The sequence below is a fragment of the Geodermatophilus poikilotrophus genome (assembly GCF_900111455.1).
GTDB lineage: Bacteria > Actinomycetota > Actinomycetes > Mycobacteriales > Geodermatophilaceae > Geodermatophilus > Geodermatophilus poikilotrophus.
On sequence record NZ_FOIE01000002.1, the window covers coordinates 582,245 to 606,725 of the forward strand.

Sequence of the window (24,481 nt, forward strand, 5' to 3'; positions counted from 1 at the left end):
GGTGTGAGGGCAGTCACCCTGCTCGGCCGACGCTAGGCAGCCCGACGGGTGGTGAGTAGGCGGTCGTTGTCTCACTTTGGGACGCCGACCCGCCCCGATCGGCGCGTACATTGCGTGTGGCGCAGGCCACAGAGGTCGGGAGGTCGTCGTGGACGGGCGCTCACTCGACTCCCCGGCGCCGCCGGCCGCGCTGACCGACCGGCCGGCCGGGCTGGCCGCGGCGCCGCGCGTGCGGGCGTCCTGGCACCGCAGTCAGCACTACGGCGTCCCCCCGGACGAGGTCATCCCCGTCTTCACCGGCTCGCTGGACACCGGGTCCCTGCTGTACGAGTGCGCGCACCGGGTCCTCACCGACCTGCAGGCGACGATCCCGAACGAACCGGTCAGCCTCATGGTGGCCGACTCCACGGGCCTCGTCCTGGCCCGGCTCGGCGACGACCCCGACATCCGGCGGTCGCTCGACCGCGTGCACCTGGCGCCGGGGTTCTCCTACAACGAGCGCAACGCCGGGACCAACGGGCTCGGGCTGTCCCTCGCCGACCGGGCGCCCACCCTGGTGCGCGCAGCGGAGCACTACTGCGCCGATCTGCGGGGCTACACGTGCGCGGCCGCGCCCGTGCTCGAGCCGGTGACCGGCGAGCTGGCCGGGAGCATCAACCTGACCACGTGGTCGGACTCCTCGTCGGAGCTCCTCCTGGGGCTGGCCCAGACGGCGGCGAGCGCCACCAGCGCGCTCATGCTCCTCCGCGCGGGCGGCCGGACGCTGCGGCCGGTACCCCGGGGCGACGTCTTCCACGTCACCGGTGGCCGGCTCGCCCCCGAGGACGGCGACCCGTGCGTCTCCACGAGCTGGCGTGCCGCCGTGGAGGAGGCGGCGACGGCCGTCGCCGCCGGGCGGGTGGCGGCCGTCGTGGGCGAGCCGGGATCGGGCAAGGCCACGCTCGCCGCGCTGGCCCGCCGCCGGCTCCCATCCCGGCAGCGGATCCTCCGCGCCCGCGCACCCGAGGCCGGCGACGTCACGGCCTGGCTCGAGCTGTGGACCCCCGGCCTGCGCGACGCGGACACCTGCGTCATCGTGTCCGGGCTGCAGGACCTGCCGGCCTGGGCCGCCGGCGAGCTGGCCCAGATCCTGACCACCGCTCGCCGCGCCGGCCGGCCGCAGCCGTTCGTCCTGACGGCACCCGGCTTCTCCGCCATCCCCGACCAGCTGACCGGGCTGGCCGACACGGTCGTGGAGGCCCCGCCCCTCCGGCTCCGGACCGACGACGTCCTGCCGCTCGCGCAGCGGTTCGCGCGCGAGGAGCGCCACCGTGCGGTCGACTTCACCCCCCGTGCGGCGCGCGCGCTGGGCAGCTGCGGCTGGCCGGGCAACGCCACGCAGCTGCGCCGCGTCGTCCGGGACGCCGCGACGCGCGCCGACGTCGTGGACCTGCACCACCTCGCCCCCGAGGTCCTCGACGGCGGCACGCGCCCCCTCGGCCGGCTGGAGCAGCTGGAGCGCAACGAGATCGTGCGCTGCCTCACCGAGCCCGGCACCACGGTCACCCGCGCCGCCGAGGAGCTCGGCATCGGCCGCGCCACGCTCTACCGGAAGATCGCCCAGTACAAGATCACGGTGCCGCCGCGCTCGACGGACTGACGGCACGACCGTCCCCGCCCGGCCGGAGCCGGGACGGCCGCGCCTGACGTGTGAGTGACGACACCGACCAGAACGGTCGGTCGGCCGACCGTTCTGGTCGGTGAGCCCGTACCGTCTCCTGCATGGCACGACCGTTCCGCCAGCAGGCCGACGAGGGCATCCTCGACCGGGCCGCTGCCCTCTTCGCCCGCCGCGGGTTCGCCAAGACGTCGGTGCAGGACATCGCGGACGCCGTGGGCCTGTCCAAGGCGGGCCTGCTGCACCACTTCCCGAGCAAGGACGCGCTGCACGAGGCGGTGCTGGCCCAGGCCGAGACGCTGGGCCGGCGCGTGCTCGACCAGCTGGGCGACCTGCCCCCCGGTCCGGCCCGCGACCGGCAGGCGCTGGAGGTCCTGGTCGACGTCGCCCTGGCCCACCCCGGGCTGGTCGCGCTGCTCCTCGTGCCGGCGACCGACAGCGGTGCCGAGCCGAACCCGGCCGTGACCGACCTGGTCCTGCAGGCCTTCGGCGTCGACCCCGGGACCACGGAGCCGCCGCGCTCAGTCCGGGTGGTGGGCGCGCTGGCCGCACTCGCCGTCCTGACCCTCGCGGCGCACGCCCAGGACCAGACCACCGCATGGCGGCGGCACATCGTCGCCACCTGCTTCGACGCGCTCGGCCACCACGCTGCCGGCGCCACCCCGTCCGACCCCGACCAGGTGGAGGCCTGATCCCCCATGGCTCTTCTGTTGTCCAGGCTCGGTGCGTTCTCGCACCGGCACCGCGCGGCCGTCGTCCTCGTCTGGCTCGTGCTGCTCGTCGGCGGTGGCGCAGGGGCGGCGACGCTGGCCGGCGAGACGTCGGACAGCTTCGCCATCCCCGGCCAGGAGTCGACCACCGCCCTGGAGCGGATCAGCGAGGAGTTCGGGGCCGCGGGCGGCGCGACGGCGCAGGTGGTGCTCGTCGCCCCGGACGGCCAGACCCTGGCCACGCCGGAGAGCGCCGCCGCCGTCGGCGCGCTGGTGGCCGAGCTGGGCGAGCTGCCCGGCGTCGCGTCGGCCAGCAACCCGCTGGACCCGGCCGCGCCGTCGGTCAACCAGCAGCTGACCACCGGCTACAGCACGGTCACCTACGAGGCGCCGGTCGGCGAGGTCACCCCCGCGCAGCAGGACGCGCTGACCGCCGCCGTCGAGGAGGCCGGGGACGGCGCACTGACCGTCGAGGTCACCGGCCAGGCGATCCAGGAGCCCCCGCACGTGGGCGGTCCCGCCGAGGCGATCGGTGTCGTCGTCGCGCTGGTGGTCCTCGCCGTCACCTACGGCTCGCTGGTCGTGGCCGGCATGAACCTGCTGACCGCGGTCGTCGGCGTCGGCATCGGCGTCCTGGGCATCACGGTCGCCACCGGCTTCACCGACCTGTCGTCGACCACCCCGATCCTGGCCGCGATGCTCGGCCTGGCGGTCGGCATCGACTACGCGCTGTTCATCGTCAGCCGGTTCCGCCAGGAGCTGCGGCGGGGCGCCGACATCGGCACCGCGGTCGCCACGGCGGTCGGCACCGCCGGCTCCGCGGTCGTCACCGCGGGGCTCACCGTCGTCATCGCGCTCACCGGCCTGTTCGTCGCCGGCATCCCGTTCCTGACCCAGATGGGTCTCGCCGCGGCCGGGACCATCGTCGTCGCCGTCCTGGTCGCCCTGACCCTGGTCCCGGCCGCGCTGGGCTTCCTCGGGATGCGCGCGCTGCCGAAGCGGCGGCGCACCACCGCGCCGACGCACCACGCGGCCGGTCGCGGCTTCCTGGGCGGCTGGGTCGCCACGGTCACCCGCCACCGCCTCGTGGCCGTGCTGCTGACGGTCGTGGCGCTGGGCACCGTCGCCGTCCCGTTCTTCTCGATGCAGACCACGCTGGTGCAGACCCCGCCCGAGGACAGTACGCAGGCGCGAGCCGAGCAGCTGCTCGCCGCCGGCTTCGGCGAGGGCTTCAACGGCCCGCTCACCGTGCTGTTCGAGGGCGACGGCGCGGTGCCGGCCGCGGCGGCGGCTGCCGGCGAGATCCCCGGCCTGGACGACGTCGCACTCGTGACCCCGCCGGTGCCCAATGCCGACGGCACGGCCGCGCTGGTCAGCGTCATCCCGCAGTCGGGCCCGACCGACCCGGCCACCGAGCAGCTGGTCGCCGGCCTGCGCGACCTGCTCGCCGACGTCGACGGCGCGCAGGCCTCGGTCACCGGCGCCACGGCGGTCAGCGTCGACGTCGCCACCAGCCTGGACGCCGCGCTGCCGGTCTACCTGGCACTGGTCGTGGGCCTGGCCCTGGTGCTGCTCGTGCTGGTCTTCCGCTCGCTGCTGGTGCCGCTGGTCGGCGTCCTCGGCTTCGTGCTCACCGTCGGGGCCGCGCTCGGCGCCACCGTCGCGGTGTTCCAGTGGGGCTGGCTGGCCGACCTGGTCAACCTCGACAGCACCGGCCCGCTGATCAGCCTCACGCCGATCCTGGTCATCGGCATCCTGTTCGGGCTGGCGATGGACTACCAGATCTTCCTGGTGTCCCGGATGCACGAGGCGCACAGCCACGGCGCCGCGCCGCTGGAGGCGATCCGCACCGGGTTCCGGCAGGCCGCCCCGGTCGTGGTGGCGGCCGCGCTGATCATGTTCTCGGTGTTCGCCGGCTTCGTGCCCTCCGGGGACGCGACCATCAAGTCGATCGCCTTCGCGCTGGCCGCCGGCATCGCCTTCGACGCGTTCGTGGTCCGCATGGTGCTCGTCCCGGCGGCGCTGGCCCTGCTCGGCGACCGGGCCTGGTGGCTGCCGCGCTGGCTGCGCTGGCTGCCCGCCCTCGACGTCGAGGGTGCCGCGCTGGAGCGGTCCGCCACCCGGCCGCAGGTCCAGCAGCGCGAGGTGGTCGGCGCCGGCGAGCGCTGACCCTCCCGCACGAACGGCGCGGCCCGCCTCCCCTCGGGGAGGCGGGCCGCGCTGCTACTCGGGCCGGTCCGGCGTCACTCGTCGAGGACCAGCGACGGGGTGTCGACCCGCAGGGTCTGGCCGCGGAAGAACTCCGGGTGCCGCGCCCGCCAGACGAGCATCAGGACCGCGCCGAGGAGCAGCAGTCCGATCCCGACGACGAAGACGCTGCCGATGCCGAACACCGAGGAGCCGCTGCCGTAGGCGGGGTCGAGGGTGTCGACCGCCGTCTGGACGAACACCGCGGTCAGCATCAGGGCGCCCAGCAGCGGCAAGACGCCCTTGAACACCAGGTCCCGCGTGCTGCGCCGCAGCTCGTGCCGGAAGTACCAGACGCAGGCGTAGGCGGTCAGCCCGTAGTAGAAGCAGATCATCAGGCCCAGCGCGTAGATGGTGTCGATGAGCACGTTCTCGCTGATGATCGTCATGCCCACGTAGAACGCCGCCGTGGCGGCCCCGGCGACCAGGGTGGCGGTCGACGGCACGCGGAAGCGCGGGTGCACCTCCGCCAGCCGCTGGGGCAGTGCCCCGTAGGTGCCCATCGCCAGCATGGTCCGGGTGGTCGGCAGGAACGTCGTCTGCAGCGACGACGCCGAGCTGGCGACCACGGCGAGGAACAGCAGGAACGCCAGACCCGGGCCCATGACCGGGCCGGCCAGGGCGGCGAAGACGTTGTCCCCGGTGTCGGGGTTGCCCAGGCCGGTGCCCTCGGTCCCGATGCCCGCGTACACCTGCACGACGATCGCCACGCCGACGTAGGTCACGATGATGACGAGCATGGTCAGCAGGGCGGCCCGGCCCGGGGTGCGGGCGCTCCCGGCGGTCTCCTCGTTGACCGTCAGGCAGGTGTCCCAGCCCCAGTAGATGAACAGCGACAGGGACAGCCCGGCGGTGAAGGCGCTGAAGCTGGTGATGGCGGTCGGGTCCAACCAGGACAGCTCGAACGGGATGGCACCCGGCGCGGAACCGGACTTGACCAGCGCCAGGACGGCGAACACCGCGAGCACGGCCATCTGGAAGCCGACCAGCACGTACTGCACCCGCTTGGTGGCCTCCACCCCGCGGTAGGTGATCCAGGTGGCGACGGCGACGAACGCCACGCAGGTGAGGGCGTTGACGACCGTGTTGTCGCCGAGCGTCGCCACCGACTCCGAGCCGGTGAGCTCGCCGAGCAGCAGGTAGAAGAAGGACACCGCCACGCCGGCGAGGTTCGACAGCACGATGACGGTGGCCAGCAGCGCCCCCCATCCGCACAGCCAGCCGACGTAGGGGTTGAACGCCTTGGTCGTCCAGGTGAAGGACGTCCCGCAGTCCGGCGCCACCCGGTTGAGCTCCCGGTAGGCGTAGGCGACCAGCAGCATCGGCAGGAAGCCGGCCAGGAAGATGGCCGGCATCTGCAGGCCGACCTCGGTCACCGTGGGACCGAGGGTGGCCGTCAGCGCGTACACCGGCGCGATGCTCGAGACCCCGAGCACCACGCTGGCCAGCAGACCCACCGAGTTGGTGGACAACCCCTTCGTCCGCAGATCGGTCTGCTGCCCGGTCCCCCGGTCCTGTCCCACCGCCATGCGGCCCTCCTGTCGTCGCACCGCTGTCAGCGGCCGGTCGGCGGCACGGCAGTGTGCCGCGCCTCACACGGGACAGCAGGCCAGTCCCCCGCCCCACGGGGAAGAGGCCACGCTGTACACCCGGCTCGAGCTCCGTCGACACTCCGGCACGACCGCGGCCGACGGATCCGAGCGCGAGGAGCATGCACCACGACCGTTTCGCGCGTGTGTCTTCGAGCACCGCGCTCATTCCGTCGTGTGATAGCGAACGGTGCAGACCCCTGGATCCGAACACGCCAGTCCGGGGCTTGGCATGCCGGAAACCGTCGTCTAGCGTGTCTCCGGACACGGATTCCGTTGTCCAGGTGGGTTCTGATTACTCGTCCTCGCCTTCTCCTCCCGCACGACCGATCGGACCTCGACCCCATGACGCGCTACGGCGCCCAGTTCGGGCCTGACATCACCTACCTCGGCGTCGACCGCTGCGACCTGTCCGACCCGGCGTCGTACGCCGGCGCCGACGTCGTCGTCCTCGGCGCCCCCTTCGACGGCGGCACCTCGCACCGTCCGGGCACCCGCTTCGGCCCGCAGGCGATCCGGATGACCGACTACCTGGCCCACGACGGGTCCCGGCCCAGCCTGGCGCTGCGCACCGACGGCCTGCGCGACCTGCGGGTGCTCGACGCCGGGGACGTGGAGATGTACTCCGGCGACATCGAGACGGCGCTGGGCGCACTCGAGGCCGCGGTGGAGACCGTGGCTCGCAGCGGCGCGATCCCCGTCGTCCTGGGCGGGGACCACTCCATCGCCTTCGCCGACGCCAAGGGCGTGGCCAACGTGCTCGGTCACGGGCGCGTCTCGATGATCCACTTCGACGCGCACGCCGACACCGGCGACATCGAGTTCGGCTCGCTGTGGGGCCACGGTCAGCCGATGCGGCGGCTCATCGAGTCCGGGGCGCTGCGCGGCGACCGGTTCCTGCAGGTCGGGCTGCGCGGCTACTGGCCGCCGCCGGAGACGCTGGACTGGATGGCCGCGCAGCGGATGCGGTCCTACGAGATGACCGAGATCGGCCACCGCGGCCTCGACGCCTGCCTCACCGAGGCGTCGGCCATCGCCACCGACGAGTGCGACGGCGTGTTCCTGTCCGTCGACATCGACGTCTGCGACCCCGGGCACGCGCCCGGCACCGGGACGCCGGAGCCGGGCGGGCTCACCGCCCGCCAGCTGCTCGACGCCGTGCGCCGGCTCTGCCTGGAGCTGCCCGTGGTCGGCGTCGACGTCGTCGAGGTCAGCCCGCCCTACGACCACGCCGACATCACCGCGGCGCTGGCCAACCGGGTCGTGCTCGAGGCGCTCTCGGCCATCGCCCGCCGCCGTCGCGACGCCCGCGACGGCACCCGCTGGGACCCGTCGGTCCCCCTGCTCGCGAACCGCCCCGACACCACCCAGGAGAACCCGTCATGACCGAGCTCGCGACGTCCTGCCACGCCTCCGGCGCGGCCGGCGGGCCCGCGGCCACCGGCACCCCGCACCCGCTCGACCCGTTGACCGCCGACGAGTTCCGCGCCGCGGCGGCGATCCTGCGCCGGGACAGGGACGTCGACGAGCGCTGGCGGTTCGCGTCCATCGAGCTGCGCGAACCGGCCAAGGACGTCGTCCGCGCGTTCGCCCCCGGCGACCCGATCCGCCGCGAGGCCCGGGTGACCGTCTGGAGCCGCGACGAGGGGACGCCGTACAAGGCGGTCGTCTCGCTCACCGATGACGCCGTCGTCTCCTGGGAGGCGGTGCCCGGCGAGCAGGCCAACATGACCCTCGACGAGTGGCACGAGGCGCACGAGGTGCTCATCCAGCACCCGGCCGTCGTCGAGGCGCTGACCAAGCGCGGCATCACCGACCTCGACCTCGTCCTCATCGACACCTGGGCCTACGGCCACTCGCTGATCCCCCAGGGCCTGCAGGACCGCCGGGTCGGCTGGACCGACGTCTGGCGCCGCTCGGTGCACGGCGGCAACCCCTACGCCAACCCCGTCATGGGCCTGCACTTCGTCGTCGACCTCAACACGATGGAGCTGCTCCAGGTCGAGGACAACCCGCCCCCGGCGCAGGCCCCGGTCATGGGCGAGTACGTGCCCTCCCTGGTGCCGGGCCTGCAGCCGCGCACCGACGTCAAGCCGCTGGAGATCACCCAGCCCGAGGGCGTCTCGTTCGCCCTCGACGGGCACGAGCTGCGGTGGCAGAACTGGACGATGCGGCTGGGCTTCAACCACCGCGAGGGCCTGGTCATCCACCGGGTCGCCTACGACGGGCGCCCGATCGCGCACCGGATGTCGTTCGCGGAGATGGTCGTGCCCTACCGCGACCCCAGCCCCGACCACCACCGCCGCACCGCGTTCGACGTCGGCGAGTGGGGTCTGGGCTTCATGACGACGTCGCTGAAGCTCGGCTGCGACTGCCTCGGCGAGATCACCTACGTCGACGCCGTCCTGCACGACACCCGCGGCGAGCCCTACACGATCGAGAACGCCATCTGCCTGCACGAGGAGGACGACGGCGTGCTGTGGAAGCACGTCGACGAGCAGGCCGGCGCCGAGGTGCGCCGTTCGCGGCGGATGGTCGTCTCCTTCCACGCCACGGTGGCCAACTACGAGTACCTGACCTACTGGCGCTTCTACCAGGACGGCACGATCCAGTGCGAGGTCCGCGCCACCGGGATCATGGTGACCAGCGCCTACGAGGGCACCCCGCCCGCCTACGGCACCGTCGTCGACGAGCGCACCTACGCGCCGATCCACCAGCACTTCGTCGTCGCGCGGCTCGACATGGAGGTCGACGGCCCGGAGAATACCGTCGTCGTCACCGAGAGCGAGGCGCTGCCGGTGTCGGACGACAACCCGTACGGCCTCGCCGTCGTGACCCGCAGCCGCGCGGTGGAGACCGAGGCCGAGGGGCGGCTGGACGTCGACTTCGCCACCCAGCGCAGCTTCAAGGTGGTCAACCGGACCAAGCCGAACCGGCTGGGGACGGCGCCCGGCTACAAGCTGTACCCGAACTCGGCACTGCCCGCGATCGCCCACGCGGACGCTCCGTTCCGGCTGCGGGCGCAGGTCATCGACCACCCGGTGTGGGTGAGCCGGTTCGACGAGGAGGAGCGCTGGCCCTCCGGCGAGTTCTGCAACCAGAGCCGCCGCGACGCCGGCCTGCCGGAGTGGACGAAGGCCGACCGGCCGGTGGCCGACACCGACCTGGTGCTCTGGCACGTGTTCGGCATCCACCACGTGCCGCGCCCCGAGGACTGGCCGGTCATGCCGGTCGACGTGGTGTCCTTCGAGCTCAAGCCGGTCGGCTTCTTCGACCGCAACCCCGCGCTCGACGTGCCGCCCGCGCCGGACCGATGCCACTGATGCTGAGCGAGGCCCCCCTGCAGGGGCGCCCGGCATGACGCAGCCGCTCGGCGCGGCGGCCCTGCCCCGGTTCCTCGCGCGCAGCGCGGCGGGGGCCGCGGCAGGGTGCGCCGCGGTGCACGGACTGGCCCTGGTCGCCGCGCCGCACCCGGGCGCGGCCGGCACCGCCGCCCTCGCCGCCGCCTGCCTGCTGTGCGCGGTGCACCTGTGGCGCCGGCCCGGGCGGGCCGCGTGGGGCCTGCACGTCGTCCTCACGACGGCGATGCTGGCCGCGCACGCGCCGGTGGTGGCCGCCCACCACGCCGCGACCGGCCCCGCCGGGTGGGCCGGACCGGTCGCGGGACTGCTGGCGGTCGTCGCGCTCCTGCTCGCCGGGGTGCGGGGATGCGGTGGGGTGCGCCGGTCGGCCGACCTCCGACAGCGGTGTGCTGGGCAGTGGTCACCCGAGGCCATCCTCGATGACACCGAGGCCGGGGCGACCTGCTCTGCCGAGGCCGTGGCCCGCCGACCGGTGGGCGCACAGGGACCCGAGGGGTGCATGGAACCGGGGATGCTCCAGCCCGGACGGAGCTGAGCCGCACCGGGACCGATGAGTGCCGAGGCCGGCGGAGGTCTCCACCTGCGGCAAGCAGCCGAGCAGACGGAGCGAGCAGATGACACGGACCCGCATCCACAACCTCTCCATCTCGCTGGACGGGTTCGCCACCGGTGAGGGCCAGGCACTCGACGCCCCCTTCGGCCACGCCGGCCACCGGCTGCACGAGTGGATGATCGCCACCCGCTTCGGCGCCCCGATCGTGGGACGCACGGGCGGCACCGCCGGCGTCGACAACGCCTTCGCCCAGCAGCACGAGCCGGGCATCGGCGCCGAGATCATGGGCGCCGGCAAGTTCGGCCCCCCGGGCTGGCAGGACGACGCCGACTGGAGAGGGTGGTGGGGTCCGAACCCGCCGTTCCACACGCCGACCTTCGTGCTCACCCACCGGCCGCGGTCGCCGATCGAGATGGCCGGCGGGACGACGTTCCACTTCCTCGACGCCTCGCCGGCCGAGGCCCTCGACGTCGCGCGCGAGGCGGCAGCCGGCCAGGACGTGCGCATCGGCGGCGGCCCGACCGTCGCCCGCGACTTCCTCGCGGCGGGGCTCGTCGACCACGTCCACCTGGTCCAGGTGCCGATCGTGCTCGGTCGCGGGGTGCGGCTGTGGGACGGCCTCGAAGCCCTGGAGGCGGGCTACGACGTCGAGGCGGTCTCGACACCCAGCGGCGTCACCCACGTCACGTTCACGCGGTCATGACGGCGCGGATCACTCTGCCTGTCGGTAGCCGATGACGGCTCGGGCGGGGTCGGCCCTCACGTGGCCGCCACGGGACACGAGGCGGCTTCGACGTCCGATGACCCGCGCCTCGTCCTCCGGTCTGTACCGCATGACGTACGAGACGGTCGCCTCCGCTGACGGCACCCCCATCGCCTACGAGGTCTTCGGCGCCGGCCCGCTGCTGATCGCTGTCTGCGGCGCGACGTGCGACCGCGCCCTGATGCGTCCCACGGCCCAGGCGCTCGGCAGGCACTTCACGACCGTCGACTACGACCGGCGAGGTCGCGGCGACAGCGGCGACACGCTCCCGTATGCGGTCGATCGGGAGATCGAGGACATCGCCGCGCTGATCGACCGGATCGGCGGCCCGGCCCACCTCTACGGGCACTCCTCGGGTGCCGGCCTGGTGCTCCGCGCCGTCGCTGCAGGGCTGCCCGTGGACGAGTTCGTCCTGCACGACCCGCCGTACTCGCCTGACGAGTCCTCACGGACCGGGGCGCGCCGCTACGGACGGACCATCCGCAGCCTGCTCGCGCAGGAGCGGCGGGCCGCTGCGCTGGAGACGTTCTGCCGCCTCACCGGGATGCCGGAGGAGGTGATCGACGGGATGCGCGGAACGCACAGGTGGGCGGAGCTGACCGCGCTGGCACCCACCCTCGCGTACGACTCAGCGGTGATGGGCGACATCGAGACCGGCGGCGCGGTCCCGGAGGACGTCGCAGTTCGGGTCACCCGGCCCGGCCTGGTCCTGGTCGGCGGCGCGAGCCCCCCGTTCATGGTGCAGGTGGGCCGGCGGCTGGCACACCTCCTGCCCGAGGGCCGACTCCACGTGATCGAAGGGCATGGCCACGTCGTGCCGCCGGACGTGCTCGCACCGGTGGTCGCCGAGCACCTGCGCGGCTGAGCAGCGGCTCCCTCCCCCGCGGGGACTCCCGTCGTCCGGCACGACGCCGGGCTGCGTGATGATGGCCCGGTGCTGGTCACCGAGGATCGGGATGAGGTCGCCGTCCTGCGCATCGAGCACGGCCGGGTCGGCGCCCTCGACGTGGAGCTGCTGGACGCCCTGACCGAGGCCGTCACCGCGTCCGACCGGGCGCTGGTCGTCACCGGCAGCGGCTCGTCCTTCTCCGCCGGGGTGGACCTGCGCCGGATCCTGGACGGCGGCCGGCCGTACACCGAGGAACTCCTCGCTGCGCTGTCCCGCACGTTCCGCGCCGTGTTCGACCACCCGCGCCCGACGGTCGCGGCGGTCAACGGGCACGCGATCGCCGGTGCCTGCGTGCTGGCCCTGGCCTGCGACCTGCGGCTGATGTCGGGCGGACGGATCGGGCTGACCGAGCTGGTGGTCGGCGTCCCCTTCCCGACGTCCGCCCTGGAGATCGTCCGGCACGCGCTCGGCTCCCGCGCCGGCCAGGTGCTGCTCGGCGCGCAGACCGCGGACCGCGACCGGGCGCTGGCCCTGGGCATGGTCGACGAACTCACCGAGCCCGACGAACTGCTCCCCCGGGCGCTCGCGCTGGCCACCGAGCTGGGAGCCCGGTCGCCGGAGTCCTACCGGCTGGCCAAGGTCCAACTCCACCGCCCCGCGAACGCGGCGATCGAGGCAGCCGCCGGCGGCGACGCGCCCGTCCTCGCCGGCTGGACCTCCGACGACACCCGGCGGCGGATCGAGGCCGCGCTCGCGGCACTGGCCCGGCGCTAGGGGCACCGCCCGGGCAGGTTGGTCAATCGGTCGCTGAGCGGGATCTCGGAACCGGTCATCGGCCCCGCACTGCCAGGCCGTCAGGATCGCATTCGTGGCGGTTCGCCGTGGTCCCCCAGACCGCCGACGTGCCGATGCGCACGAGCGCAGGCAGCGGAGCACGAGCGCCGCCAACTGCGACCCGGGCGGCTACGTCTGGTGCTGCCCGTGTGCCGGTTCTCGAGGTGTCGTCTCTGAGGGCGGCCTCAGACGCACACCGTCTGCACGCCCGGGCACGCCACCTCGAGTGGCAGTCAGTGACTTCCCCTGATCCATCGGGCGATGGGCCTATAGCTCCGGGAACTCGCCGGTTCGCACGAGGGTGTCCGCAATGTCCCTGGCCTTGGTGTCGGTGTACCTGGCCGCCCGGGTCAGGGCCTGCAACGACTGGTCGGCGGTGAGCTCGTAGCGCTCCATCAGGATGCCCGTGGCCCGTTCGATCACCGCCCGAGACTCGACTCGGCGCTCGAGGTGCTCGATCAGGTCGCGCGCCTCCTCGTAGGCGTACATGTTCGCGGCGACGACGGCGGCGTAGGCGGCGAACCGGGTGCCCACCGACCGGCTGTCCTCGTCGAAGGCGTGCGGCTTGCGGGCGTAGACGTTGATCGCCCCCGCGATGCCCTCGTTGATCGGCAGCGGAACCGACAGCGAGCTGAGAGCGCCGTGCTCCACGGCGTGCTCCATGTAGTCCCGCCACCGCGTCTCGATGCGCGCGTCGGCGATCTCGACCAGTTCGCCGGAGCCGGCGGCGTGCAGACAGGGGCCGTAGCCGCGGCCGTACTGGCTCTCGTCGCAGTCGAGAGCCAGCCGGCCGGTGAACACCGCCGTACTGGACCGGTCGTTGATCAGCAGGGACACCGACGCCTCCAGGTTGCCGGGCATGACCTCCGTGGCCAGCTCGGCGACCGACTGCAGCAGGGACTTCATGCAGTGCTCGCGAAGGGCGAGGCGGCCCAACCGCTCCAGGGCCTCGACCGGGTCGAGGGGGTCCGATGGGTCGGTAGTCGACATGGCGTCAACCTCCGGTCATCCACCGAAGGCGGCGGATCGACCTCGGCTCCAGGACCCCGCAAGCCGGGGCCGGTGCTCGGGTACGCCGCCGAAGTGACGCACAAGGAACGCGGGCCCGCCCGACGCTCGGACTCAGACTACCGCTCCCAGAAGGCGTCCCGGCTCGATCCGACCGTAGACGGCAACCGTCCCATGCGTCCCCAAGTGGGTCGCTTCGGGACAGCCGGCCGGCTCGCCGTGAGGGCGGCTTCAGGGACAGGGGACGGGGCTGGCGCTCGCTACCGCGCCCCCCATCACCGCCGAGCAGCGTGCCCGCCTCGCGGCGCTCCTGACGGACGCCCGATGACCGCCGCGTGCCGGGAGGTGCCGGTCCTCACCACCACGCTCGACCTCCCGCTCGAGATGCGGGAGCGCTGCTGCCTGATGGCGGCGGAGATGGCGCGGCACAACAACTGCGCGGTGGCCATTGTCGTTCTTCCGGGCTCATCACCGCCTTGAGTCGGACCCCGATGAGAGGATGGCGTTCGACTCGAAGGGGCTGAGACGATGGCCGATCCGGTGGCGTTGATGGTGGCGGACCTGCGGGAGAAGTACGCGGTGATGCCCGCGTCTCCAAGGTTCTCGCGCCTGTACGACGACCCCGACTGGGGCCACATGTTCGCGGTTCTCCACAAGCGGCTGAACCAGCACTTCAGTGACATCAACGGCCGCGCCAAGTCCACCCACCACTACTGGGCGGACCCCAGCCGCGACCTACTCGCGCTTATCGACGAGATCGAGAACGACCTCCATACGCTGAAGAGGTGCGGCGTAGAGGTCGAATTCGACACTGGCTATCAGGACGCGCTGGATCGCTGCAGGCCCTGGCTTTCCCCCTCGGGGGGCAGCACGGTCCCCGAGGATTTCGAGCTCATTGAGCTCATCGACTACCAACCAGTCTTCACCCTCTTGGCCGCGAGCGTGAAGCTGAAGAAGGGGCAGGAGCCGGTACCGCTCACGATGGTGGGCAGTGGTTCCTACGCCCACGTCTACTCCTACGTGGACCCTGACTACGACATCAAGTTCGCTGTCAAGAGGGCCAAGAAGGAGTTGGACGAGCGCGAGCTGGCGCGGTTCAAGCAGGAGTTCGACGTGATGAAGAAGCTGAGCTCTCCCTACGTGGTGCAGGTCTACAAATACAACGACGAGCGCAACGAGTACCGGATGGAGTACTGCGACACCACGCTACGGGACTACATCAGCAAGAAGAACTCAACGCTCAAGTTCGGCACTCGGAAGCGCATTGCGCTCCAATTTCTTTATGGCATCAATTACCTGCATGTGAACCACTATCTGCACCGAGACATCAGCCTTCAGAACACCTTGCTGAAGGTCTACGGAGAGAGTGCCGTGCTGGTCAAGCTGTCGGACTTTGGCCTGGTAAAGGACCCGAGCAAAAACTTCACCCACACTCAAACCGCCATGAAGGGAACTTACCGCGACCCACTGCTCGCGAGTTTCAAGGATTACGCGGTCGTCAACGAGATGTACTCGATCGCTTGGGTCCTCGCCTACATATTCACCGGCAAGGAGAGGCTTCCCCCCAGCGACGACGCCATCGGTAGAATCATCCACAAGTGCGCCAGCAATGACCTCAGTCAGCGCTACCAGACCGTGCTGGGGCTGATAGAAGACGTGGAACAGGTGGTCGAGTCACCCGCCAAGGCAACCGCTTAGAGCCGAGGGCACTTCCGCGCCGGATAGCCCCGGCCCCTGACAGATCACCTTGGGCAGCGGGCGATGCGCCAATCGAGCGACGTGGCTGTTTACCCCCCGGCTGTACCCAGGCCGGCAACCCCAGACATGCTCAAGAGGCCCGCAGCAGCACCGGGCAAGGCCCCTTAGTTCACCCAGGTAAACGATCGGGGCGTCGCCGGGGTATCCCCAAACTCGTGATCCGGTCACGCCGACAGCAGCTTGTTCGACTTGGCCCGGTTGCAGCGCCAGCAGAGCGTCTGCAGATTCTCCTCTGTCGACAGGCCACCTCTCGACACGGGGACGATGTGGTCCACCTCAAGAAGCAGGTGCGGTTCGTCCATGAGCGACACCGAGCAATACCGACAAGTGTAGTCATCGCGTTCTTTGATGTACTGACGAAGACCGACCGTCATCAAGGCGCGCTGCCCGGCAGCACTCTTCCTGTAGCGGATCTTCTCGGACAGCAGCGCGGTCAGCGCGTCGAGGGCATGGGTGTCCAACGTGACGGTGGTCCGCTGTGAGCTGTTTCCACCGGCACTGACGTACTCGAAGACGTACACCAGATAAGGAACACTCACCGGCGAGAGCTCAACACCCACGTGGTGCATGAATTCATCCGCGTAGTGCTTCAGGATGAAGGCTGGCGGATCGACCATCTCCGTGATGATCTCTTCGCGGTGGCGGAGATTCGCGATGGCTTCTTCCAGCCGGGAGATGTCTTCGCCCAACCGCTCCGCGGCGGCCAACTGAAACTCGTCGGCTCTGACGTTGAAGTACTTGATCAGGTACTTGAGGGGGTCGGCGCTGGCGTTCCGCACGACTTGCAACGAACAGTTGTGCACATTCGTCGACCGGAAGTCCGCCACGTTGCGGTCTCGACGGTAGTTGTACCTACTCGTGTTCTGAGTGGACGCCAGATGCGCATGGGCGCCCGTGGACGAAGTGCCCAGTTGGAACGATCCCTGATTACGGATCTCCGCGATGTACTCCGCAACCTCATTGTGCTCGGCGACGAAGTCGGCGATGTCGGCCTTGAGCGCCATAAATTCTTCGCTGGCGAAGTACCGCTGCTTGCGGATGTGCCTGATGATGCGAGGCAACGCTGCGGCGAGCACGACGGTCAAGGATACATACCAATACTGGATTGCAAGACCTATCGCCCCGAGAAAGAGCATCGGGACAATGATGTACTGCAACGCGGACCCCCTGTGACTGCCTGGCGAAGACCCACATGGTCCTCTTTGGGCGCACAGAGTAACGAGTTCGTTCCGAAGAGGCACGGTTCCGGCCGCACGCGGTTGGGCGCGTCGCCCCCTCCCGGGCGGCTCGGCGGCACCCCGCGGATCGGACATCATTGACTGCGCAGGGTTCAGGCGGGCCGGCGAGCGGGTGCGTGTCTCTGAAGGCGGCTTCAGGGACGCGGTCTCCCCCTGGTCATCGAGGACACCCTCCCAGCAACGAACAACAGCGGAAGCCACACGGAGCGGATGTGGTATGTCCACGTGTTCGGCGGCGCGACGATGTGCCCATGTGCGGCAGGGGCCGAGCGGAGCTGGTCTCTGTGGTCGCTCTCTGACTCTGCCTCGACCCACGAGCGGCGCTTGGCTGCCCTCCTGGCCCCGGCTTACCTCGGGTGGTGCCGAAACTGCAGCGATTCCGGAGGGCTGCGGCTACTGCGCAGTGGGGATCGACGAAGGCCTAAATCGTATCGGCGTACGCCGACGGCTAGACCATGTTGGATTTATCGCTCATTGTCACCGGGGTGCAAAGGCGGGAGAGTGTGGAGGGGGGCGAACTCGCCCTGCATTATCCATTTAGTCGACTCGATGTTGCTGCACGAGCCACCGATGTCGAAGCCGATGTCCGCGATCTTTGCGGACACCTTGGCATTGATGCCGTAGTCGTCCTTGTAGTCGACCTCTAAGGCGTATGTCTCCAGGCCGTTCTTGAGGCGCATCTTCGCCACGCCCTGCCAGGTGCGCTCGTGCGGATACCAGATAAGTCCATCTGGCACACGAGGCGCCTGCGTGGGGGCTAGCGTGGCTGAGAGCAGGATTTCGCTATTCTGAGACGCCTGCTTCCCGACGTCTGAGCCAACGTCCACCGTCACGCCCTGAATAGGGACACCCAATGAGGCGGCTATCGACGCCGAGGTCGCCGTGCCCGCGACCTGACGAATCTTGATGGATGTCGCTCCTAACCCAGCTAGAAGCTCCATCGCCTCAATTGCTTTCTGTTCGAACAGGGCACGATGGAAGGAGGCGAAGGGGATGTACTGCCGCTTCAAGGACGGGTGTCCCACGTAGACCACCTTGCGCCGCGGGTGGCCTGGTGGGAAGAGCAGCCCTTGGATGTCGGCCCTTGTGACTGATCGAATGTGGACGCCTTCTTCTGTTGCGCGGCGCGCCCTCTCCTCGTTCCAGCTGATGAGGCGCTGCACGGCCAAGGCAGCCAGTCCGGCGCCCGGCGATAGGACGACGGGAATGACTGCGGCTGCTACTTCCCAGATCGACTTGTTCACCCCGAATAACTCCGACGGCTCAGGCGCCTTTTCCGGCGGCCGAATCTCGTCTGCGACAACGAGCAACTGTCGGTCATCATATGGCTGAGCCAAGATCGATTCCGGTGCATCCATAGGTGACTTCCGCTCCTTCGGCCGGTGTGCTTGTGACAGGCTATGCCCCCCGGCTTTGCTTGTGCCGAGGGCTCCATTCAAGGCCACCTCCTGCGGCGAGTGCTCCTCGACGCGCAGCACCTGAGCGAAAGCATGCAGGCTGAGTTCGACCCTCAGAGGTGGGTCCGACAGACCCTCGCAACATCATCTGTATCTCCTTCCGGCCGCTCGCCCTGCAGTCGGCGCTTGCCGGCCTCCCGGTCGTCGGCCACCTGCGCCGCCGCACCTCGGCCCGGCGGCGTTCTGCGCTCCATGGCGGCCAGTAGGCCGCCGACGAAGCACGCCAGCGGCGCCAGACGTCCGGTCGACCACCTGTCTCGGGGCTTCGGTCAGCGATCTCGTGCGAACTCGAACGTCCCAAGGCGGCCCGCGGAGTTGGCGGGGCGGGTCCTGCGGGCTCGCGAGCCAGCCACAATCTCCTGCCGCAGGTTCACGCAAGCGCATGGGCCGCCGCTTGCGGCGGTTTCGCCCGGACGCTTGCATCCATGGTCACCAGGTTCAGGACGTGTGCAGCCAGGCTCCACGGACAGGAGGCTGTCCCTAAGTGGGCCGCTCAGGGACACGAACTGGCGTCAGGAGCCAGCCCGCGGCCCCCGGGTGGCGTCACTTCGAAGTGGGATCGAGCTGCTTCAGCGACCGTCACCTGTTCGGGGACCTGCGCTCGACGTTGCGGGCCCGGGCGGACACAGTGTTGTGCATGTTCCCCGCCGGCGGCCCTAGGCCGCCTCCGGATCCGGCGCGCGCAGGCCTGCCGCGAACGTTGATGGCGGCGACCGTAGTGCTGGGTCTGCTCGCGATAATGGTGGGACTACTGCCATGGCCGCAGCCGCTGTTGGTGCCGGGAACCACCTGGCTGGTCGACGACGTGCCCGGGCCGCTATGGGTTCTCGTGCTCTCCACGGCTCCGCTCTGTCTCGGGACCGCCGTGGTCCTGCTGAGGCGTGAGACGGGTCTTAGCGCTCGGAGCCCGGTGTTCTGGGCGTGGCTCGCGGTCGTTGTGGTCGCTGCCGCGGCGCTGGTGTGGAACGCGCTGTACGCGTCCGCACTGTCGGACCGTGTCTTTGGCGCAATCATCCCGATCTTCCACTGGCTGTTCACCTTCACCCCGGCCGTCCTTGCTGGCTTGCTTTTCGGTGGTCGCGGGCGCCGCGCAGGATGGGCCGCAGGGCTGGGGACCGGGGTGGTCACTCTGCCGTTGTTCGCGCTGTCGTGGGCCCTGTTGGCTGGTCCTGAAGAATTCTCGCTCGCCGGGATTGCGGGCCTCTTGTCCATCACCGGCATCTTGGGAGTGGCTCCGCTGTTCGCGGGTGTGGCCCTGGCCGGGGCGATGGGCGGAGCAGCGAGAATTCCGCGGTGAATCGAGTGCGCCCACCGCGAGATGATCGACTTTAGGGCGACGTTGCGAGCTCTACGGGAGACCGCTCGGTGTCCCTGAATGGGCCGCTCAGGGACACGGGTGACTCCAGGGACGCGCCTCGTGTCCCGCTGCAAGGCCAGCGCCTCCCGGCGTGGATCGCTCGAGGGCTACCGAGTACGGCGGGCGAGGATGATGGCGTCCGGCTGGAACGCCGACCGCGAGGGGCGCCCTTCGTCGTGGACGCCGCTCTGCGGGAGGACCGGCTGGAGACGCGGGTTCTCTCGGCCAGCATCTGGTCTGTCGGGTGGCTCAGCCTCGAGGCAGGGCCCGGCCGTCGGGCAGGGTGCGGCCGCTCAGGAGCGCCACGAGGAGGCCGCTGTCGGCGCGCACGCCGTCGCCGCTGCCCCAGCTCCAGTCCGTGTCGGCGGCCTCGAGGCGGGCGCCGGTCAGGTCGACGCCGAACAGTGCGCCGTTGGCAGCGGCCAGCTGGTCGAGGACGGCGACCACGGCCCCTCTCGGCGCGACCGTCGGCCGGTCGAGCGCGATGGTGATGTCGAGGGAGTGGATGACGGCGTGGCTGAGCGCACCGGCCGCGCCGCCGCCCGGCGGCTGCCACGCGTGCAGCAGCGGGGAGCGGAGCGCGTCCAGCAGGTCGGCGAGCGGCATGGCGGCGTCGCGCGCGGCCACGGTGTCGGAGAGCACGGTGAAGTCCCCGCCGGCCGCCGCCATCTCGGCGCCGAACTGCTCGGGTGTCAGCCGTGCCGGCATCGTCATGTGCGCGACCACGTGCCGGACCTGCCACTCCTCGCACAGCGACGGGGCGTCCCAGGCCTCGGCGGGCGCCGAGGCGAGCAGGTCGGCGAGGCCGTCGCAGGTCGGCGCCACCCAGGACTGCAGGTCGGTCACGGTCGCTCCTCTCGGATCAGGCGGGCGAGGTGTTCCTCGAGCTCGTCGAGGGAGGTGAGGAAGCCGGCGCGGGCCTCGGGCGAGCGCATCGGCTCGGGCAGGTGCCGCTGGTGGACGACGAGCTCGGTGCAGCCGTCGCCGAGGTCGGTGAGCGTGCCGGTCGTGTGCACACCAGTGGCCGGCTCGGCCCAGGCGAGCCGTTCCGGCGGCACGACCTCGGTGAACCTGGCGACCATCCGGTGGCTGCCGTGGTCGCCGACCATCAGGGTCTCGAACCGGCCTCCGGCGTGCAGCTCGACGACGATGCCGTCCAGCGGGGTGGTCATCCCGCGCGGCCCCCAGAACTGCGCGAGCTCCGTGGGCTCGGTCAGGCACCGCCACACCAGCTCGCGCGGCGCGCGGAGGACCCGCCGGTGGACCAGCTCGTCGGCGTTCACCGCTGGTAGCCCTCCTGCAGGCGGGCCAGGTGCGCCTCGAGCCGGTCCACCCGGTCGGCCCACGCCCGCCGGCTCTCCTCGATCCAGGACACCGCGGCCTCCAGCGCCTGCGGTTCCAGTCGGCACGGGCGGGTCTGCCGGTGCCGGCTGCGGCTGACCAGGCCGCACCGCTCGAGCACCCCGATGTGCTGCGACACCGCCTGGAGGCTCATGGCGTACGGGGCCGCGAGCTCTCCGACCGTCGCCTCGCCCTCGCTCAGCCGGGCCACGATGTCGCGCCGGGTGCGGTCGGCGAGCGCGGCGAACATCGCGTCGAGCCGCTCGTCGTCGACTGTGACCTCCACGAGACTTAGTCAAGCAGATGCTTTATCAAGCTGCAACTTGAGGACGCCGCCTGCCGAGCGTGGTGGGAGCTCCGACGCACGGGAAGGTCGTCGGGGCGACCGCCGACGGCGCCGGATCGACCACGCGAGTCGGGACGAGGGCGTGCTCGGATCCGGCCGGATCCGCCACCCTCGTCCGTCGTGCCGAGGTGTTCCTGACGGGTCTGCACCCGGCGGGCGAGGGCCCTCGTACGCGGGACGCGAGCTCAGGGCAGGGGGCGGCGCATCAGCACCCGGGGGAACCCGCCTGCGACGGCGTCGGTGTCCGCGGCCTTGGTGAACCCGGCCTTCTCGAACAGGCTCCGGGTGCCGACGAAGGCCATGGTCGGGTCGACCCGCCGGCTCCCGTTGTCCGCCGGGTACCCCTCGACGGCGGGGGCACCGTTGGCTGCGGCGTAGTCCACCGCCCCGCGGACGAGCGCGTGCGCGATGCCCCGGCCGCGATGACCCGGACGCACGCGGATGCACCACAGGGACCACACGGGCAGGTCGTCGACGTGGGGGATCTTCCGGGAGCGCTCGAACGGCAGCTCCGCCCGCGGAGCGACCGCGGCCCAGCCGACCACCTCGCCCTCGTCGTAGGCGAGCACCCCCGGGGCGACCGGGCGGCCGGTCAGTTCGCGGACGTACTTCCGGCGGGCCGGTCCGACGAGTTCCCGGTTGGTCCTCGAGTCGAGTCGGTGGCTGAGGCACCAGCAGACGCTGGACGTCGGGTTCTTGGGGCCGAGCACGACCGCGACGTCGTCGAACCGCGCCCTCGTCGCCGGCTCGATCTCGACACCCACCTCGCCCACGCTAGCGCCGGCGGCGGTGGCCGACCACGCCCACGGGGACGGCCCGGGAGCCGACCCGCGGAGCACCGGCCGGCACCCCGCGGTCAGTCCTCGGGCAGCCGCACCGGCGCGAGCTCGTCGAACAGGTCGCCCGGGCCGGGGTTGTCCGGGTGGCTGCGCCCGCCGAGGTGGTGGACGACGCCCCACACCGCGTTGAGCGCCGTCTGCACCGCGCCCTCGGCCCAGCCGGCGGTCCAGGAGATGTCGTCGCCGGCGAGGAACAGGCCGCGGTACTGCTCGGGCAGCTCGTCCTGCTTGAAGTGGGTGAACAGCCGCCGCTGGTAGCGGTAGTGGCCGGGCAGGTTGGCCTTGAACGCGCCCATGAAGTCGCGCTCGGACTCCCAGGACACGGTCACCGGCGAGGCGATGACGTGCCGGCGCAGGTCGACGTCGGGGTAGATCTCGCGCAGCGAGGCCAGCATGACCTCCATGCGCTCGGTCGCCGACAGCGGCAGCCACTTCAGCGAGTCGTCGGCCCAGGTGTAGCTCAGGCAGATCAGCCCCGGCCTGCCCTCGCCCTGGTCGAGCAGGTAGGTGCCGCGGGTCATCCGGTCCGACAGCGTCATGCTCATCCGGTGCCGGCCGGTCTGCGGGTCGACGTCCTGCCAGAACGGCCGGTCGACCAGGCAGAACAGCTTCGTCGAGCCCATGTAGTGGGTGCGCTCGATCGCCGTCCAGTGGTCGATGGGGAACAGGCTCTCGTCGCAGACGATGCGGGAGAGCAGGTTCCAGCTCTGCGCGGTGAACACCGCCGCCCCGTACGTCCGGATGCCGCCGGCCTCGTCGGTGACGGTCAGGCAGTTCGGCGCGGTCCGGTGCAGCCGGGTCACCCCGGGCAGCGGCCGCCCGCCCGGGTGCAGCGACGCGAGGCTGGTGCCCGCCGGCCAGTGCACCGGCGCCTCGACCTCGCGGCGCCACAGCCCGACCGGGATCTGCTGGGAGCCGCCCACGATCGACAGGTGGTCGTCGTCGGCGGCGGTGTAGACCACCCGCAGGATCTCGAGCATCGAGTTCGGGTAGTCGGTGTCCCAGCCGCCGGTGCCGAAGCCGACCTGCCCGAAGACCTCGCGGTGGCGGAAGGACCGGAACGCGGGCGACGCGGCGAGGAACCCGTAGAAGGTGGTGTCGTCGAGCTGCTCGACCAGCTCGTCCCAGATCACCTTGATCGTCTTGACGTCGCGGTCGCGGATCGCCCGCTGCATCTCCTCGAGGCGGGCGCCGCCGATCAGCGTCTCGTGCCACGCGTCGGCGACCTCGCGGTAGAGCGGGGGCAGGTCGTCGAGGGTGTGCGCGTAGTGCGTCTCCCCCTTGAGGTCGACGACGGTGCTGGGGGTGGCGACGTCGAGCGGGTTCGGGAAGCGCGTCGTCCGCAGGCCGAGGTCGCGCACGTAGGAGAACAGGGCGGTCGACGACGGCGGGAAGCGCATCGCGCCCATCTCGGCCACCACGCCGGGGTGGCCCTCGAAACCGACCGAGCGCAGCCGGCCGCCGATCTCGTGCGCCTCGTAGACGACCGGCTTGAGGCCCAGCTTCAGCAGCTCGTAGGCGGTGACGATGCCCGACAGGCCGCCGCCGATGACGGCGACCTCGGTGCCGTGCTCGGCCTCGGGCACCTCGCCGAGCCCGGCCGGGTGGGCCAGCCAGTCGTCGTAGGCGAAGGGGAAGTCCGGGCCGAACATGGTCAGCGGCCGGGCCGGGCGCTCCTCGCCCGGCTCGTGGGCGGCGACGGGGATGGCGGAGGTCATGCGGGGGTCTCCGTGGGGTAGAGCTCGGGGCGGCGGTCGGCCAGGTGGGTGTTCACCCGGCGGGAGGCGGTGAGGACGGCGGGGTCGACGTCGGCGACGAGCAGCTCCTCGCCCCGGCCGGCGCGGGCCAGCTCGGTGCCGTCGGGGACGATGACGCAGCTGGCGCCGCAGTAGACGAACTCCCCCTCGGCACCGGTGCGGTTGGCGTAGGCGAGGAACACCTGGCTCTCGTAGGCGCGGGCCGGCACGAGGACGGTGCCGACGTGGCCGTAGGGGTCCATCAGCCCGGTGGGGACGACGAGCAGCTCGGTGCCGGCCAGGGCGTGCGCCCGCACCGCCTCGGGGAACTCGACGTCGTAGCAGACCAGCAGCCCGACGACGAGGCCGTCGAGCCGGAACTGCACGACGCCGACGTCGCCGGGCACGAACGCGTCGCGGTCGACGTCGCCGTAGAGGTGCGCCTTGGCGTAGCCGGCGAGCAGGCTGCCGTCGGAGCCGACGACCACGACGGTGTTGGCCACCCCGGCCGGGGTGCGCACCGGCAGTCCGACCGCGATCGCCAGACCGTGCTCGGCGGCGATGGCGGCCACCCGGTCGGTCAGCGGCCCGGGCACCGGCTCGGCGAGCTCGGCGACCCGGTCGGCGCCGATGGCGTACCCGGTCAGCGACATCTCCGGCGTGACCAGCAGCCGGGCGCCGGCCGCCGCCGCGCGGGCGGCGGCGTCGGCGACGGCCGCCAGCCCGGCCTCGGGGTCCGGCGTCTCGGCCGGGCCCTGCAGCAGCGCGACGCGCACGGGCTCCCCCTCGGGCCGGCG

General features: G+C 71.3%; 22 protein-coding genes. 12 read left to right on the top strand and 10 right to left on the bottom strand.

Annotated features, from left to right (window positions below):
• The first annotated feature begins 148 nt into the window (after positions 1-148).
• From BMW27_RS07195 to BMW27_RS07205, 3 genes are all read left to right on the top strand, one after another.
• Complete coding sequence (locus tag BMW27_RS07195) at positions 149-1,639, top strand: helix-turn-helix domain-containing protein (RefSeq protein ID WP_245743349.1); 1,491 nt, start codon at positions 149-151, stop codon at positions 1,637-1,639.
• A gap of 122 nt (positions 1,640-1,761) precedes the next feature.
• Complete coding sequence (locus BMW27_RS07200) at positions 1,762-2,349, top strand: TetR/AcrR family transcriptional regulator (protein WP_091441209.1); 588 nt, start codon at positions 1,762-1,764, stop codon at positions 2,347-2,349.
• A gap of 6 nt (positions 2,350-2,355) precedes the next feature.
• A complete protein-coding gene (locus BMW27_RS07205; protein WP_091441212.1) occupies positions 2,356-4,536 on the top strand; it encodes an MMPL family transporter in 2,181 nt (726 codons plus the stop codon).
• 74 nt (positions 4,537-4,610) lie between these two features.
• On the opposite strand, the gene BMW27_RS07210 is transcribed toward BMW27_RS07205, so the two are convergent.
• On the bottom strand, positions 4,611-6,143 hold the full coding sequence (locus tag BMW27_RS07210) for an APC family permease (protein WP_091441214.1): 1,533 nt from the start codon (positions 6,141-6,143) through the stop codon (positions 4,611-4,613).
• A 405-nt stretch (positions 6,144-6,548) separates the two neighbouring features.
• Between BMW27_RS07210 and speB the strand changes: the two genes are divergently transcribed.
• The 6 genes from speB to BMW27_RS07240 all read left to right on the top strand — a co-directional run bounded on the left by speB (position 6,549) and on the right by BMW27_RS07240 (position 12,544).
• Positions 6,549-7,589, top strand: a complete 1,041-nt coding sequence (gene speB, locus BMW27_RS07215) for an agmatinase (RefSeq protein WP_091441217.1) — start codon at positions 6,549-6,551, stop codon at positions 7,587-7,589.
• Complete coding sequence (locus BMW27_RS07220) at positions 7,586-9,526, top strand: primary-amine oxidase (protein ID WP_091441220.1); 1,941 nt, start codon at positions 7,586-7,588, stop codon at positions 9,524-9,526. Before speB ends, BMW27_RS07220 begins: the two co-directional genes overlap by 4 nt.
• Before the next feature lie 34 nt (positions 9,527-9,560).
• On the top strand, positions 9,561-10,100 hold the full coding sequence (locus BMW27_RS07225; RefSeq protein WP_091441223.1) for a hypothetical protein: 540 nt from the start codon (positions 9,561-9,563) through the stop codon (positions 10,098-10,100).
• A 79-nt stretch (positions 10,101-10,179) separates the two neighbouring features.
• Positions 10,180-10,821 carry a dihydrofolate reductase family protein gene (locus BMW27_RS07230; RefSeq protein ID WP_091441226.1) on the top strand — a complete coding sequence of 214 codons (642 nt, stop codon included), beginning with the start codon at positions 10,180-10,182 and terminating at the stop codon, positions 10,819-10,821.
• A gap of 97 nt (positions 10,822-10,918) precedes the next feature.
• On the top strand, positions 10,919-11,746 hold the full coding sequence (locus BMW27_RS07235; protein WP_245743350.1) for an alpha/beta fold hydrolase: 828 nt from the start codon (positions 10,919-10,921) through the stop codon (positions 11,744-11,746).
• Positions 11,747-11,815: 69 nt separating this feature from the next.
• Positions 11,816-12,544 (top strand): enoyl-CoA hydratase/isomerase family protein, encoded by a 729-nt coding sequence (locus BMW27_RS07240; RefSeq protein ID WP_091441230.1) that lies wholly within the window; start codon positions 11,816-11,818, stop codon positions 12,542-12,544.
• Positions 12,545-12,871: 327 nt separating this feature from the next.
• On the opposite strand, the gene BMW27_RS07245 is transcribed toward BMW27_RS07240, so the two are convergent.
• Positions 12,872-13,594: a GAF and ANTAR domain-containing protein gene (locus BMW27_RS07245; protein ID WP_091441233.1), complete on the bottom strand. Its 723-nt coding sequence runs from the start codon at positions 13,592-13,594 to the stop codon at positions 12,872-12,874.
• 342 nt (positions 13,595-13,936) lie between these two features.
• Between BMW27_RS07245 and BMW27_RS23275 the strand changes: the two genes are divergently transcribed.
• Together BMW27_RS23275 and BMW27_RS07250 are read left to right on the top strand one after the other, a co-directional pair.
• The gene (locus tag BMW27_RS23275) at positions 13,937-14,092 is read left to right on the top strand and encodes a hypothetical protein (protein ID WP_175486404.1); all 156 of its coding nucleotides are present in this window, start codon (positions 13,937-13,939) and stop codon (positions 14,090-14,092) included.
• 48 nt (positions 14,093-14,140) lie between these two features.
• On the top strand, positions 14,141-15,310 hold the full coding sequence (locus tag BMW27_RS07250; protein WP_091441238.1) for a protein kinase family protein: 1,170 nt from the start codon (positions 14,141-14,143) through the stop codon (positions 15,308-15,310).
• 224 nt (positions 15,311-15,534) lie between these two features.
• Here the strand turns inward: BMW27_RS07250 and BMW27_RS07255 are convergent, their stop codons facing one another.
• Together BMW27_RS07255 and BMW27_RS22840 are read right to left on the bottom strand one after the other, a co-directional pair.
• Positions 15,535-16,446, bottom strand: coding sequence for an HNH endonuclease (locus tag BMW27_RS07255; protein WP_217638060.1), 912 nt, complete (start codon positions 16,444-16,446; stop codon positions 15,535-15,537).
• Between the two features lie 626 nt (positions 16,447-17,072).
• Positions 17,073-18,086: a hypothetical protein gene (locus BMW27_RS22840; RefSeq protein WP_139206842.1), complete on the bottom strand. Its 1,014-nt coding sequence runs from the start codon at positions 18,084-18,086 to the stop codon at positions 17,073-17,075.
• A 616-nt stretch (positions 18,087-18,702) separates the two neighbouring features.
• Between BMW27_RS22840 and BMW27_RS07265 the strand changes: the two genes are divergently transcribed.
• Positions 18,703-19,362: a hypothetical protein gene (locus BMW27_RS07265; protein ID WP_139206843.1), complete on the top strand. Its 660-nt coding sequence runs from the start codon at positions 18,703-18,705 to the stop codon at positions 19,360-19,362.
• 309 nt (positions 19,363-19,671) lie between these two features.
• Here the strand turns inward: BMW27_RS07265 and BMW27_RS07270 are convergent, their stop codons facing one another.
• The 6 genes from BMW27_RS07270 to BMW27_RS07295 form a co-directional block, all read right to left on the bottom strand.
• Complete coding sequence (locus BMW27_RS07270) at positions 19,672-20,268, bottom strand: maleylpyruvate isomerase family mycothiol-dependent enzyme (protein WP_091441247.1); 597 nt, start codon at positions 20,266-20,268, stop codon at positions 19,672-19,674.
• Complete coding sequence (locus tag BMW27_RS07275) at positions 20,265-20,705, bottom strand: SRPBCC family protein (RefSeq protein WP_175486405.1); 441 nt, start codon at positions 20,703-20,705, stop codon at positions 20,265-20,267. Before BMW27_RS07275 ends, BMW27_RS07270 begins: the two co-directional genes overlap by 4 nt.
• On the bottom strand, positions 20,702-21,049 hold the full coding sequence (locus tag BMW27_RS07280) for an ArsR/SmtB family transcription factor (protein WP_217638061.1): 348 nt from the start codon (positions 21,047-21,049) through the stop codon (positions 20,702-20,704). Before BMW27_RS07280 ends, BMW27_RS07275 begins: the two co-directional genes overlap by 4 nt.
• Before the next feature lie 245 nt (positions 21,050-21,294).
• Entirely contained in the window at positions 21,295-21,873 is a 579-nt protein-coding gene (locus tag BMW27_RS07285; RefSeq protein ID WP_091441778.1) for a GNAT family N-acetyltransferase, read from the bottom strand.
• Positions 21,874-21,965: 92 nt separating this feature from the next.
• Positions 21,966-23,666, bottom strand: coding sequence for a flavin monoamine oxidase family protein (locus BMW27_RS07290; protein WP_091441253.1), 1,701 nt, complete (start codon positions 23,664-23,666; stop codon positions 21,966-21,968).
• On the bottom strand, positions 23,663-24,460 hold the full coding sequence (locus BMW27_RS07295) for a carbon-nitrogen hydrolase family protein (protein ID WP_091441780.1): 798 nt from the start codon (positions 24,458-24,460) through the stop codon (positions 23,663-23,665). The genes BMW27_RS07290 and BMW27_RS07295 overlap by 4 nt, the downstream gene beginning before the upstream one ends.
• Between the last annotated feature and the right edge of the window lie 21 nt (positions 24,461-24,481).